This window comes from Wenzhouxiangella sp. YN1 (genome assembly GCF_056324145.1).
Map to the genome: position 1 here is coordinate 42350 of NZ_JBJNIO010000154.1, position 14386 is coordinate 56735.

Genomic DNA, 14386 nt, shown 5'->3' on the forward strand with positions numbered 1-14386 from the left:
CAGGGACAAGCATGCAAGAACTATTCGATTATTTCAGCAGCCTCGCCGGGGTTCCTACCTGGCTGGTCAAGGCCTTCGTCATTGTGCTGGCAGCCTTGCTGCTCGAGCTCGTTTACCGCATCTTCATCACCCACCTCGGTCGCCTGGCCGACCGCAGTACACACCTGTGGGACAACGCCCTGGTCCACGCCGGCCAGCGCCCGATTTCGCTGTTGATCTGGTGGCAGGGGCTGGTGATCGCCGCGCGCGCGATTGCGCCCCACACCGAGGTTGTGGCCTTTGCGCCCGAGTTTCTCGACATTGCCCAGCAGCTCGGCGTGGTGGTGGGAGCCACCTGGTTCCTGTTTCGTCTGAGTACCGGTTTCGAGAGGGCCTTCATTGCGCATCGGCGCATGCGTGACGAGCACGTCGACGTGACCACCGTGACCGTGCTTGCCCGTATCGTGCGCATTGCCTTCGTGGTCACCGGCATTCTCACCGGCCTGAGCATTCTCGAGATTCCGATTTCGGGCCTGCTGGCCGCCGGCGGCGTCGGCGGTCTGGCCGTGGGCATGGCCGCGCGCGACATGCTGGCCAATTTCTTCGGCGGCTTTACCGTCTTCATGGATCGGCCGTTTTCGGTTGGCGACTGGGTGCGCTCGCCCGACCGCGAGATCGAGGGCACGGTCGAACGCATCGACTGGCGCATCACCACCATCCGCAAGTTCGACAAGCGCCCGATGTACGTGCCCAACGCCACCTTCACGACGGTGACGCTGGAAAACCCCTCGCGCATGAGTCATCGCCGCATTGCCGAGCATATCGGCGTTCGCTACGATGACTTCGGCGTGCTGCGCGAGCTCGTCAAGGCCATCCGCGCCTACGTCATGAGTCATGAAGATCTCGATACCACGCAGACGACGATGGTGCACTTCGATCGTTTCGGCCCGAGCTCGCTCGACATCATGCTCTACTGCTTCACCAAGACCGTGGTGTGGACCGAATACCATGAAAAGCGCGAAGACGTGCTGCTCGGCATCGGCGAAATCATCGAGGCCCACGGCGCCCAGGTCGCTTTCCCGACGCGCACGCTCAAGGTCGACATGGGTGAAGCGCTGGCCGATGAGGTGCGCGAATCGATCATGAACCCGTCCGGTAACGACAACGGAGGCCGTGGTGGTGAAGGCTGAAGCCGCTGCGGACAGTCCGCACTGGCCCGCCGGGGCCGAGTGCCTGTTCGGAGCGGAACAGGTGCATGCCGCGCTCGATGCGCAGGCCAGGCGCGTTGCCGAGAGGTTTGCCGCCGATGATCGACCGCTGGCCATCATTGCCCTGATGAAAGGCGGCATGTACCCGGCCATCGAGCTGGGCCGCCGCCTGCGCGGCGCGGTGCGTTTCGACTATGTGCACGCCACGCGCTATCGCGAGGCCACGCGCGGGGGCAGCATCGATTGGCAACACTGGCCGCAGCAGCCGGCCGGTGATGGTCCACTGCTGCTGGTCGACGATATTCTCGACGAGGGCTACACCCTCGCCGCGGTGGCGGAGCGCTTTCGCGAGCAGGGCTGCGAGCAGGTCGGTACGGTCGTTCTGGCGCGCAAACAACACGATCGCGGCCTCGATCGCGGCTGGGTCGATGATTTTGCCCTCGAGGTGCCCGATCGCTACGTGTTTGGCTGCGGCATGGACTACCGCGGGCTGTGGCGCCAGCTCGACGGCATCTGGGCGCTGCCGGCATGAGTCTGGGCATCATCGGCGGCACCGGGGCGCTGGATCTGTTCGATGTGCATGAACAACAGCGCATGGACACCCGCTATGGGCGACCATCGGCCGCGCTGGCCAGAGTCACCGCGGGCGCAAACGACGCCTGGTTTCTGGCCCGCCACGGCCGGCCGCACCGCATGCCGCCGCATCGCATCAATTATCGCGCCAATATCGATGCCCTCCATCGGCTCGGCGTCGACCGCATCATCGCGATCAACGCGGTGGGCAGCATGAGCCCGCAAACGGGTCCGGGGGCGCTGGTTGTGCCCGATCAGCTGCTGGACTACACCTGGGGTCGTGCGCACAGCTTCAGCGATGATGACATCAGTCCGCTGCAGCACGTCGAGTTCGGCGAGCCCTTCGCCGGCCCGACCCGTCGGGCCCTGCTGGCGGCGTGCGCACGCGCCGGGATCGACTGTGTCGACGGTGGCTGCCTGGCCGTCACTCAGGGACCGCGCCTGGAAACCGCCGCAGAAATCCGACGGCTGAGCCGGGACGGCGCCACGCTGGTGGGCATGACCGCCATGCCGGAGGCGTCGCTGGCGCGTGAGGCCGGCATGGACTACGCCAGCCTGTGCGTGGTGGGCAACCTGGCGGCCGGCCTCGGCGAGCAGGGCGTCAGCGAACAGGCTGTCCACGCAGCTTTGTCGAAAGCCATGGGGCGGGTGCAAGCGCTGTTTGCGGCCCTGGAGCCTGTGGCAGCGCTCTGAATGGGCTGTGGGCCCGCCCCTGGGGCCGCGAAGTGTGACCCGCTTCTCCCTGATTCTGCTTGGTTTTTTCTCGATTCGATCTTATCCTGTAAGTTATCGTCAAATGAACCGGCGAGGATCCGAGAATGCCCGAAACCCCCAGTCTTTCCGTACTCGAAACCGGCCAGAAGGAGCGGACCGTCATGCGGTCGCTGCTCAATCTTGCCGGTGTGCGCAACGGGGGGGGAACCTGGCGAGTGCTCGACGAGCCCGGTGGCGACGTGACCATTGTCGATGTCGACACTGAAGCCGGTGAGTCGCGCTGGCGCGAGCTGCGCGAGTCCGGGCACAGTCCGATTGCGCTCACCCGTCGCCGGGAATTTGCGGCCGAGCACGTGCTCAACAAGCCCTTGCGTTCGCGCGAATTCCTCAACCTGCTCGAGCGCCTGAGCTCCCGGGACGAGGCGGCACCGGAGCCTGAACGCAAGCAGGCGCCAAAGACGGCCGGGAAAGGGGCAACCGAATGGCTCGGACTCGAGCAACCCCACGATCCCGATTACGCCACCCTGGCCGAACACCTGCGGCGGCAAACCTGGAACAGTCCGGTTGCGATTGATCGCGCCGGCTGGCCGCGCCTGGTGATCGATCCCGGCTCCGGCAGCTGGTTCTACGACGGGCCCATGGCCGACATGAAGCCCCAGACCTTTGCCCAGGCGCTGCCGGCATCGGCCGGCAAACCGGTTTCCAGCGCTGACCTGGTGGCCGAGGTGGAAAGCGTCGTCCGCCGCCCGCTGAGCGAATTGAAGTGGTTCGCCGGCCTGGCCCAGGCGCGTGGCCGGCTGCATCCGGATCTGCTGGGAGACGTGCAGTTCATGCTGACCCAGGCGCCGAGCGAGGCAATGAAGAACGAGCGCTATGCGCAGCTCGCCCGCATTCTGATCCGCGCGCCGTTGAGCATCGACGAGCTGCACCGCCAGTCGGGCGAATCACCGGAAAATATCGCCGCCTTTCTCAACGCCTGCTATACGACGGGACGGTTGTTGGTCAATCGAGCTGTGGCGGCGGTGGGGTTTTGAACCAGGGGCGTTGAACACGCCTGAAGCTCTCAGGCACCAAGCGCCAGATCCCAGACAAATTCGAATGATCGAAACGCCAATGTTCGAAACGGCCTGCGGCCGGCTTCGGAATTTGCGGTCGCCCCGGATCAGCGAGATCTGGTTCTGATCGTTGAAGAGTGAGTCATCGAGATTTGTATTGATTTTCCCGCTTGTTGCTCGCTTTCCCCGGCGAGCGCCCGCCAGCCTTCAGTATTTCAACCTGACTTCTCCGATCCCCGGTACTCCGCTGAGCGCGGCCAGCAGTTCCGTCGACGGCGTGACGCGCCAGTTTTCTCCAAGCTCCAGCACGGCGCGGGCTGACTGGTTGCGGTACTGGATGACCACCGGCGTGTGGCCCTGGCGGTAGGGCTGCAGGGCGGCGGCGAGATCCTGTCTCAGCGCCTTCGGCGGCCGGTCGATCTCGACATCCACGTGTCTGGCAAACTGAGAGCGGGCTTCGTCGACGCTCATGACCTCGTCGGCCACCATGCGATAGCCGCCGCGGAAGCTGTCGACTTCCACCCGCCCCTTGACGATGACGATCTCGTCGGCCAGAAGCCGCTCGCCGATCTGCTGGAACAGACGATCGAATACGGCAACCTCCAGCCGCGCCGTGCCGTCATCGAGGGCGATGAAGGCGCCCTTGCCGGGGCGGCGCCGAATGGCGGCAATCAGGCCGGCCAGGGTCATTGGCCGGCCCTGACCGCGACGGCCGCTGTGGCCACCACCACCGTGGCCGATCAGCGCTTCGATACCGTCAAGCGTGGTGGTTGTGGTGTTTGCCAGCTCGTCGCGCAGCTCGTCCATCGGGTGGCCGGAGAGGTAAAGCCCCAGGGTTTCCTTTTCTGCACGCAGCCGCTGGCGCAATGTCCAGTCACGCAGCTCGGGCAGCGGGCGTTCTTCGAAGGCGGTCTCACTCTGGGCGGACACGCCGCCGAAAAGGCTCGACTGACCGGCTTCGCGGTCGGCCTGGTAGCGCTCGGCTTCGGCCACGGTGTCCGGCAGGCTTTGCATCAGGGCCGCGCGGTTGCCGTGCAGGCTGTCGGCGGCACCGGAGCGGATCAGGGTCTCGAGCGTGCGGCGGTTGAGCCGCGACAGATCCACCTCGCGGCACAAGTGAGCCAGCGAGGTGAAGCCGCCGCAGCGGGTGCGAATATCGACCAGGTTTTCCACGGCCCCCTTGCCCACGCCCTTGAGCGCACCCAGGCCGTAGCGGATGGCGCCGTTTTCGACCTCGAAACGATATGCCGAGCGGTTGACGTCGGGCGGCAGGATTTCCAGGTCCATCAGCCGGCAGTCCTCGATCAGGTTGGCGATCTTGTCGGTCTTGTCGAGGTCGGCCGAAAGCACGGCTGCCATGAACTCGGCCGGGTAGTGCGCCTTCAGCCAGGCGGTGTGATAGGCCACCAGGGCGTAAGCGACCGAGTGCGACTTGTTGAAGCCGTAGCGGGCGAAGGTCTCCATCAGGTTGAAGATCGACTGGGCCTGGTCTTGTTCGATGCCCTTGTCGGCGGCGCCGGAGACGAACAGCTCGCGCTGGCGCTCCATTTCCTCGGCGTTCTTCTTGCCCATGGCGCGGCGCAGCAGGTCGGCGGCACCGAGGCTGTAGCCGGCCAGCTCCTGGGCAATCTGCATGACCTGCTCCTGATAGAGGATCACGCCCCAGGTGGGTTCGAGAATGGGTTCGGCCAGTGGGTGCGGATAGCGCACCGGCGCCCGACCGTGTTTGCGGTCGATGTATTCCTCGACCATGCCGGCATCCAGCGGGCCCGGACGGTATAGCGCCACGGCGGCGACAATGTCGTTGAAGCTGTCGGGCTTGAGCTTGCGCAGCATCTCCTTCATGCCCGGGGATTCGAGCTGGAACACGGCGGTGGTGTGCGCCGCGCGCAGCAGTTCGAAGGCCTTGGCGTCGTCGAGCGGCACGTCGTCGAGGTCGATCGGCGCCTCGCCGGAAGTCTCGCGTGTGGCGTTCACCGCCCGCAGTGCCCAGTCGATGATGGTCAGGTTGCGCAAGCCGAGAAAGTCGAACTTGACCAGGCCGATTTCCTCGACATCGTTCTTGTCGAACTGGGTGAGCACCGACTGCCCGTCGGGCTCGGTGTAGAGCGGGGTGTAGTCGGTCAGGGGGCCGGGGGCGATCACCACGCCGCCGGCGTGCTTGCCGGCGTTGCGCGAAAGGCCTTCGAGCGAGCGCGCAAGGTCGAGGATCGAGCGGGTGTCGTCTTCCCGCTCGTAGCGGGCCTTGAGTTCGGGCTCTTCGTCCAGCGCCTTGCCCAGGGTGATGTCGAGCTGGTTGGGAATGAGCTTGGCAATGGAGTCGACAAAGCCGTAGTTGTAGCCGAGCACGCGCCCGCAGTCGCGCACCACGGCCTTGGCCGCCATGGTGCCGTAGGTGATGATCTGCGCGACCTGGTCGCGACCGTAACGCTGGGCGACATACTCGATCACGCGGTCGCGGCCCTCAACGCAGAAGTCGATATCGAAGTCGGGCATGGAAACCCGTTCAGGGTTGAGAAAGCGCTCGAATAAAAGCTCGTAACGCATTGGATCCACGTCGGTGATCCCGAGACACCAGGCCACGACAGAGCCGGCGCCCGAGCCGCGTCCGGGCCCGACCGGCACGCCGTTGGCGCGCGCCCAGGCAATGAAGTCGGCCACGATCAGGAAGTAGCCCGAAAAGCCCATCGAGACGATGACCTTCAGTTCGCGTTCGAGGCGCTGGTCATAGTCGTCTCGCGACAGATCGTCGGCCAGGCCGTGGCGTTCGAGGCGTTGCTCGAGGCCCTCGAAGGATTTGACCCGAACAAAGTCATCCTCCGTGTCTCCCTCCGGAACCGGGAAGGCGGGCAGAAAGTATTCGCCCAGACGCAGTTCGAGATTGCAGCGCCGCGCCAGGTGCAGGGTGTTCTCCAGCGCCACCGGCAGATCAGCGAAGAGCTCAGCCATTTCCTCGCCGCTTTTCAGGTACTGCTCGTCGACATAATCGCGCGGCCGGCGCTTGTCGTCGAGCAGCCGGCTCTGATGGATGCACACGCGGGCCTCATGCGCGAAGAAGTCGTCGCGGGTCAGAAAGCGCACGTCGTTGCTGGCCACCACCGGCAGCTGGCGGCGAACGGCCAGGTCGAGCAGCCCGGACTCGATCACGCGTTCGTTTTCCCGGCCCATGCGCTCCAGCGCCAGATAAAGGCGGTCCGGAAACAGGGCTTCCCAGTCTTCCAGGCGACTCTGCGCCAGGCTGCGCTGGCCGCCGGCCAGCGCCTCGCCGACATCGGACTGGCGTCCGAGCAGCGCGATCAGCCCCTGAGTATGGCCTCGCAGCCAGGCCGGATGCACCCGCGGCTGACCGCGGAAGCGACCGTCGAGAAAACTCCGCGAGAGAATCCGGCACAGGTTGAGGTAGCCCTCCCGATCCTGCACCAGCAGGGTGACGACGCCGAACCGTTCGGCATCGGCAACGTCCTGGACGCGCAGATCGGCACCGACGATCGGCTTGATGCCTTTCGCCATCGCCGCGCTGAAGAATTTGACCAGCCCGAACAGGTTGTGCCAGTCGGTTACCGCCACCGCCGGCATGCCGAGCGCGGCCGCGCGCTCGACCAGCTCACCGATACGCACCATGCCGTCTTCGAGCGAGTATTCGGTATGCAGCCGCAGATGAACGAAGGGCGGCGTGGAGGTTCGGGGGGCTTCGTCGGGCATTGGGGGATTATAGACGGAAGGGGCTTTGGAATAAGTGTTAAGTGTTAAGTGTTAAGTGTGAAGTGTGAAGTGTTGGGAGTTCAGGGGGTTATGCGGGTTATTTGATGTGTCGTGCCACTTTAGTTGGGGCGTCTCCCAAGCAGTGGGTCGCCTGGTGTTCGGGCACTTGCCCACCCTGCGGCTGCGCCCCAATCAATAGCACTCACCCAACCAAGCCCGCCACTTCACACTTCACACTTAACACTTTTTAGTCAACCTTCCTCCCAATCATCCGAACCCCCAAAATCAGCGCAGTGGCGCCGACCGGCAGGCACAGCCACCACGGCACGCCGAAGCCGGCCGGCAGGGTGCCCAGCACGATGGCGATGACGCCGGCAAACATGGCGTAGGGCAGCTGGGTGCGCACGTGTTCGACGTGGTCGCACTGGCTGGCCATCGAAGACAGGATGGTGGTGTCGGAAATGGGCGAGCAGTGGTCGCCCCACACGGCGCCGCCGAGCACCGCGGCCACGGTGCCGTAGAGAATCGGCATGTGCTCGCTGCCCTCCATGCCGTTGCCGGTCATCAGTACCCAGCTCAGGGGCAGCATCAGCGGCAGCAGAATGCCCATGGTGCCCCAGCTCGAGCCGGTGGCGAAAGCGGTGGCTGCCGCCAGCACGAAGACCAGGGTGGGCAGCAGGCCCGGATGCAGGCGGTTGCCCAGCAATTCGGCAAGAAACCCTGCGGTGCCCAGCTCGCCGGTCATGCCCGATAGCGCCCAGGCTAGCACCAGGATGACCACCGCCAGGAGCATGCTGCGCAGCCCGGTGAACCAGGCCGCCATCAGCTCGGCGGTGCTCAGGCTGCGGTGCAGGACGGTCATGACTACCGCCGCCAGCACGCCCAGCAGCGAACCCCAGAGCAGAGACTTGTAGGGATCGGCGGTACCGATGACTTCCTGGAGTGTTTCGCCTTCGCCGCTGAGAAACAGCCCGCCCACGACAGAGAAAATCAGGACCAGAACCGGCACGATGGCGTTGCGCGCCAGAAGCGGCGTGCGCTCGCCGGGCTGGACCTGCTGCATGTCATCGTCGATCAGCGAGGTGCTGACGGCGTCCGGCGCTACCCGGCCGTGATCACGCGCCCGCCTTTCGGCCTTGTACATCGGACCGAAATCGCGGCCGTAGAGCACCACGGCAAAGACCAGCACCAGCGCAAACAGCGGGTAGAAACTGTAGGCGATGGAGTGCATGAACACGAAATAGGCGTTGGCTTCCAGGCCGGCGATGTTTTCGATCGCGCTGCGGATCAGGCCGACCTCGTAGCCGATCCAGGTCGTGACCAGGGCGAGGCAGGCGATCGGGGCGGCCGTGGAGTCCACCAGGTAGGCGAGCTTTTCACGCGAAATCTGCATGCGGTCGGTCACCGGGCGCATGGTATTGCCCACCACCAGGGTGTTGGCATAGTCATCGAAGAAGATGGCCAGGCCCATGGCCACGGTGGCGAGGCTGGCGCGCATGGCGCTGTCGGCATAGTCGACGATGCGCTCGACGACGCCGTGCAGGCCGCCGTTTTTGGAAATGATGCCCACCAGTCCGCCGACCATCATCGAAAACAGGATGACCGCGGCGTGGTCGGGGTTGGCCAGCGCATTGACGATATGCAGCTCGAAGGTTTCGAGCATGGCCACCCACAGGCCGATCAGGGAAAAATCGTGCAGTGCCCAGGCGCCGAGCCAGATGCCCACGAACAGGGCCGGAACCACCTGCCGCAGCAGCAGCGCCAGGGCAATGGCGACCAGCGGCGGCAGGACCGAAACCCAGCCGAAATGGCCGGCTTCTTCGACCGCGGCAAACAGGACAGGACTGGCGAGCAGGGCGGTGCACAGCGCCACCAGGCGCAGCGTGAGGATGAGGTTTTTATTCATTGGATTCCCGACATCGAATCGATGGCATTCTGGCACTTCAGGTAGCGCTTTGCCATTCCCGAGTGCTGGTCGTTTGGTTGCGGAAAGCTTGCGTACCAGCGGCGCCGCAGTTCAGCCAGTTCTCCGGCCAGATCGGTCGCGGTGCTGCGTTCACTCATGCGCTGGGCCAGGCGCTCGACCTGATGGTTCATGCGCGCTTCGCGGTCTTCTGCAGGCGAGTCCAGTCCGGCAAGAAATTCCAGCTCGATGAGCACCTGTCGCGCCCGAGCGCCGTTGTCGGCCACTTGCTGCGCCAGCTCGTCGTCGCCGAGCGCGTCGTCGTCGAGCGCCTCCAGCGCAGCTCTCAGGCGATTGGCCTGAGGTCCGTCGATGGCCAGCTCGGGCGGCGCGGGGGGCATGTCTCGGCCTTCGCGGCGCGCCAGCCAGGCCTGCTGAACGTGCTCGGCCAGTCGGTCGAGTTGTTCGCTGGCTTGGCGGCGGGCGGCCCTTTCATGATCGTGAACGCGCTTTTCAAGCTGTTGCCGCGCGCTTTCGAAGCGCTCGGCCAGCCTGGCCGGGCGCTGCTCGGCCGCTTCCCATTCGGATTCGACGGTGCGGAACCGGCCGCGTGCCTGGTCGAGTTCGCTGTCGTCGGCGGTCGCCAGCGCTTCGGCCTGGGTCACCAGTTCTTCCAGCGCGGCGTACTCGGCCTGGCGCTGTTGACGTTGCTCATCCTGCTCGCCGCGCAGCTTCTCGAACAGCGGGTCGATGGGGGCGCGAAATTCGGTCCACAGCTGCTGCTCGATGCGCCGGCGACCGCTGCCGGCATCGCGCCAGCGCACCTGCAGGGCCTTGGCCTTGTCGATGGCGGTCTTGAGGTCGGCTTCGTGCTCGAGCGCCTGGGCTTCGCGGATCAGACCGCGTTTGCGCACTTCGATGGCTTCGAAGGCCTGATCCAGCCGGCCGGAAAGGGCGTCCATGAGCGCCCGCAGCCGCGCCGCCGCTTGCCCGCGTGACTTCGGCGGCAGGTCGTCGAGACGCCGGATGGCCAGGCGCGCACCGCGCACGAATTGCGTGAGTGTCTTGATGTCGCTGTCTTCTGCCTCGGCTGCGGCATGACCGCGCTCGACAAACGTGTCGAGCTGTTGCTCGTTATCGGTCTGGACTTCGTGGCGCTTTTCGAAGTAGGGCTGAGCTTGCTCGAAGGCCTGTTTGCAGGCCGTCTGGAAGCGGCGCCACTGGCCCGTGGGCGCAGCGTAGCGGCGTTTGTCGCCGGGCAGCACTTCCAGGGCTTCAAGCTGCTGCCACTCCCGACGCGCTTCTTTCAGCGCTGCCGAGATGGCGTCGGGATGCTGCCCGGAGTCGGCGAGCTGTTCGATTCGCTCGATGATTTCGTCGCGGTGCTGGTTGTTGGACCAGTGTTCCCAGTTGCGCATTTCTCGCAGGCGGCCTTCCAGGCGGGCAAGGCGGCCGGCAGCTTCGCGCGGCCTCTGGCGCGGCTTGAGCCGGCTCATGCGGCGGCGCAGTTCGCGCAGCCCGGCCTGGGCGGCGGCCGTGTCGCCTGCTTCGATCACCCCGGCGACGGTGTCGAGTTCCTGCGGCCAGTTGGTGCTGTCCGGCGCGGGCGTCGGAGCCGATTCTGGTTTCGGTTGCCGGCGCGGTGCGGCCGTGACGGCGCGCTCCCGGCGCTTTTGCAGCGCCCGCAGAATCGGCAGGGCACGCTCGCGCAGCGCCTGGTCGGCGGGAACGGGAACGGCGATGGCCTGCCAGGCGCGATCGAAATCGCCCAGCAGTCCGGCGGCCTGATTCGAGTCGATCTCCGGCGGATCGGGCAGGGCCTCCAGGCGCTCGACAACGGCGCTCAGCTGTTGGTTGGCTGCGTCCTCCTCCGGGACGGTGTCGGCCGACGGCTGCGCGTCTTGTGTTTGCGCGCGCGGCTCGCGCCGCGGGGCTTCCAGTGCGCGGCGGGCGATGGCCAGGGCGCCGGAAAAGCGGCGCTCCAGCGCCGCCGGCGGCTTGTGGCAGGCCTGCCAGGCGATTTCCAGTGCCTCGAGCTCGGTTCGCGGCGGCTCGTCGTGTTCGCCGCGGGCCAGGCGCTCGGCGCGCTCGACCAGGCGGGCGGCGGTGGCGGCGCCGAGGTCGTGTTGCCCGCTGCCCGCCTGCAGGGCATCAAGCCGCTCGGCAACCGCCTGCGTGCGGCGCTTGTTGCGGCGCCTCAAGGCATCATGCATGCGCTCCAGAGTCGAGATCCGGTCGATGCGCTCGATCAGCGACAGCGCGAGTTGATGATCGCTTTCTGCAATTGCGCAGTCGCCCAGAAAGCCGGGAGAGTCGATGCGCGCAAGCGCCTCGGCGCGCACGGCGCTTTCGGGCGCCTGGCGGGCCGCCCGGCGGATGAATTCGTCGTGATCGATGCGGCGCAACCACTCCAGCCGCTCCTTGAGCAGCTTGTCGTTGGCTTTGTCAATGACCGCCCGGAACAGAAAGGCGTCGGCAGCCTCGACAATGGCGCTGTCGGACTCGCGCAGGCGGGCATCGAGCCAGAAGGGTTCGGTGTTGATGCGGCGCAGAGCGGCCAGACGTACCGTGGCCGATTCGTCGTGTTCGGCAATACGGCCCAGCTGCTGCACGAGCTCCGGATCCTCGTTTTCGGCAACGGCCTGCGCCCGAACGGCGGGGTCCTTTCGCTGCCAGGGCTTTCCGAAAAACCTTGCCTTGATGCTCATGACCGTTTGTTCCCCTCCTGTTGAAGCGTGGGTGATTGTGGTTTCGCCGCGCCAAAATGCCTGTCAGGTCAGCTGCTGTACCATCCGGAAGCCGGCCACCCAGGTGCCGACGGCGGAGCCGAGATTGGACAGGAAGAACACCAGCAGAACCCGCGAAACGCGGTTTTTCCACCAGCCTGAAAGTCGAACCACATCATCGCGCAGGCTTTCGAAGTCGCCCACCCGTGGTTTTCGCAAGCCCGCCTCGACCGCACCCGTGACCATGCCGGCACCGATCGTGGGGTTGAGAGAGGTCAGCGGCGCGGCCAGCAGGGCGGTGATGACGGTCAGCGGATGGCCGCCGGCAATCAGCGCGCCCAGCGCCGAGAGCGTGCCGTTGATCACCACCCAGGTGGCTACCAGCGCCCAGCCCAATTCCGGCGAGCGCGAAAATCCGATGATGAAACCGGTGGCGACCAGGGCGAGAACCAGCCAGGGCAGCGATTTCAGGAATCGCGATGCCGGCGGCATGGCGTTGAGCTGTGCCACCGTGTCAGCCGGCGGTCTTGAGTGCTCGCCATCGCCGTTGCTCTGGTTCTCGCTCTGGTCCTGGTCCTGATCCTGGCCCTGATTCTGGCCCTGCAGTGCCTTGCTGGTGCCTTCCAGGTGGCCGGCGCCGATCACGGCGAGGACCCGGCGCGGGGCGCGATTCTCGTTTTCCTGCCGCAGGCGCGCCGCCATGAAGCGGTCGCGCTCGGCAATCAGCGCGTCGTAGAGTTCCGGTGCGTTTTCGGAGAATTCGCTGAAGGTCTCGGTGAGCAGGTCGCCTTGCTTGAGGCGCTCGATGTCTTCCTCGGCGACCTTCTGACGCGAAAACATGGACATGACCAGGCCGTTGAGCATCAGCCAGCGCTTCCACCACGACAGCCGCCGGGAGGCGCGCCGCAGGGTGATGCCGATATCGCGGTCGATGAGCTGCACCGGCAGCCCGGATCGACGCGCTGCCTCGATGGCCATCTTCATTTCTGCGCCGGGCTCGATGCCGAACTGCTCGGCAATGCGGCGCTGGTAGGCCGACAGTGCCAGCGAGGCCATCATCATGCCGGCCTTGCCCTGGCGGATGATCTGGAACAGATTCATGTCGCGCCAGGCGTCGCGTTCGGTCAGGGACTGGTAACGCGGGGCGCACAGCTCGATGGCCACGGCGTCGTAGTGGCCGCTGTCGATCAGGCGCTCTACCGCCTCGGCGCTGGTGCGCGAGACGTGGGCGGTGCCGAGCAGTACGTAGTCCACGCCGTCGCGGGTCACCTGGCGGACGGGCTCGTCACCAAAGAGGTCGGACGGTTCGGGTGTCGTCGAGGCAGATGTCATCAAGGCTGGTTCGGCAAAACAATGCAGCAGTTTAGCTGATCGGGAAGGCTTGCGAGCGCCGCAAGACCGGCGGGTTGCCCCATGAATGCCGAAAACTTCCGCCGCGGCCCCGCGAGCGCCGGGCGGCCTGCGACCGGAGGGGAATCAGTGGCGGTTCGTTTCGCTCTGCGGGCGGGTGGAGGTCCGCCAGTGGACGAGTTTCAGCGCCTCGTCGAGCAGGATTTCCGGGTCGTCCTCCTCGGCCAGGTCGGGAAATTGCACGGCAAAGCGAACCTCGATGGGCACTTCCATGCTGGAAAAGCGCATGCGGCTGCCCACCAGGCGCTGGCGCAGCCGGCGGACCAGAACCCGTGCTCCGTCGCGTCCGGTGGCCATGAGGATCACGCTGTAGAGGTCATCGGCGGTTCGGTGAATACTGTCTTCGTCGCGGAGCACATCGACCAGGATCCGGTCGAGATTGCGCATCACGGCATCGGCCCAGTGGCGGCCAAAACGGTTGTTGAGCTGCCAGTAGCCCTGAAACTGGATATGCAGCAGCGACAGTTCGAGGCGCTGGCGCTGATGAAAGCTGATGGTCTGCTGCAGGCGCCGGCAGTAGCTGGCCGGCTCTTCGGGCTGCTGAAACGGGCTCTGCGGCCTGGTGGCCGGCGCCAGCTCCGAAGGCAGGCCGGCAATGCGCGGGGCGGCCGGCGCTGAGGCGCGGTTGTCGGCCACCAGCGCATGGCGCAGATCCTCGGGACTGAAGGGTTTGGTGATGAAGTCGCTCGCGCCTTCGCTGATGGCCAGTTCGCGCGCGCTGGCTTCATCGTTGCCGGTCACCACCAGAACGGGCAGCTGGCGAATGCGCTGCTCCGAAGACTGGCGAATGCGCCGGATCAGCTCGTGGCCGTCCATTACCGGCATCATCAGATCGGTGAAGACCAGATCGATCTGATCGTCGCCGTTCAGCCGGCGCCAGGCGTCGCGCCCGTCTTCAGCCAGCACCACCTCGCAGTGGTCATGCAGAAACCGGCTGCCCGCATAGCGCATCAGCCGGGAGTCGTCGACAAACAGCACGCGCCGATGCCGGCTGGATTGATCGATTACCTGCAGCATGGATTCCTGCCTGCCCGATATTGCGGTGGCTACCGCTTCCCTGCGAATGGTCATTCTGCGTCATGTGCTCCTGGCGTGCAACTTATCCACAGCCGGCCC

Annotated in this window: 9 protein-coding genes; 4 read left to right on the plus strand and 5 right to left on the minus strand. The window is 65.7% G+C overall.

The annotated features are described in order from the left end of the window. Positions 1–11 precede the first annotated feature (11 nt). The 4 genes from ACEWQZ_RS10045 (at position 12) to ACEWQZ_RS10060 (ending at position 3508) form a co-directional block, all read left to right on the plus strand. On the plus strand, positions 12–1169 hold the full coding sequence (locus ACEWQZ_RS10045; protein WP_476482956.1) for a mechanosensitive ion channel family protein: 1158 nt from the start codon (positions 12–14) through the stop codon (positions 1167–1169). Then, positions 1159–1719: a phosphoribosyltransferase family protein gene (locus ACEWQZ_RS10050; RefSeq protein WP_476482957.1), complete on the plus strand. Its 561-nt coding sequence runs from the start codon at positions 1159–1161 to the stop codon at positions 1717–1719. Before ACEWQZ_RS10045 ends, ACEWQZ_RS10050 begins: the two co-directional genes overlap by 11 nt. Next, positions 1716–2453, plus strand: coding sequence for an S-methyl-5'-thioinosine phosphorylase (locus ACEWQZ_RS10055; RefSeq protein WP_476482958.1), 738 nt, complete (start codon positions 1716–1718; stop codon positions 2451–2453). The genes ACEWQZ_RS10050 and ACEWQZ_RS10055 overlap by 4 nt, the downstream gene beginning before the upstream one ends. A 125-nt stretch (positions 2454–2578) precedes the next feature. Then, positions 2579–3508, plus strand: coding sequence for a hypothetical protein (locus tag ACEWQZ_RS10060; protein ID WP_476482959.1), 930 nt, complete (start codon positions 2579–2581; stop codon positions 3506–3508). A gap of 228 nt (positions 3509–3736) precedes the next feature. Here the strand turns inward: ACEWQZ_RS10060 and dnaE are convergent, their stop codons facing one another. The 5 genes from dnaE to ACEWQZ_RS10085 form a co-directional block, all read right to left on the minus strand. Continuing rightward, entirely contained in the window at positions 3737–7231 is a 3495-nt protein-coding gene (gene dnaE, locus ACEWQZ_RS10065) for a DNA polymerase III subunit alpha (protein WP_476482960.1), read from the minus strand. A 247-nt stretch (positions 7232–7478) separates the two neighbouring features. Next, positions 7479–9137 carry a Na+/H+ antiporter NhaC family protein gene (locus ACEWQZ_RS10070; protein ID WP_476482961.1) on the minus strand — a complete coding sequence of 553 codons (1659 nt, stop codon included), beginning with the start codon at positions 9135–9137 and terminating at the stop codon, positions 7479–7481. Continuing rightward, positions 9134–11842 (minus strand): DUF349 domain-containing protein, encoded by a 2709-nt coding sequence (locus ACEWQZ_RS10075; protein ID WP_476482962.1) that lies wholly within the window; start codon positions 11840–11842, stop codon positions 9134–9136. Before ACEWQZ_RS10075 ends, ACEWQZ_RS10070 begins: the two co-directional genes overlap by 4 nt. 63 nt (positions 11843–11905) lie before the next feature. Continuing rightward, entirely contained in the window at positions 11906–13192 is a 1287-nt protein-coding gene (locus ACEWQZ_RS10080; protein ID WP_476482963.1) for a TraB/GumN family protein, read from the minus strand. A gap of 144 nt (positions 13193–13336) precedes the next feature. Beyond that, positions 13337–14341 carry a GGDEF domain-containing response regulator gene (locus ACEWQZ_RS10085; RefSeq protein ID WP_476482964.1) on the minus strand — a complete coding sequence of 335 codons (1005 nt, stop codon included), beginning with the start codon at positions 14339–14341 and terminating at the stop codon, positions 13337–13339. Positions 14342–14386 lie beyond the last annotated feature (45 nt).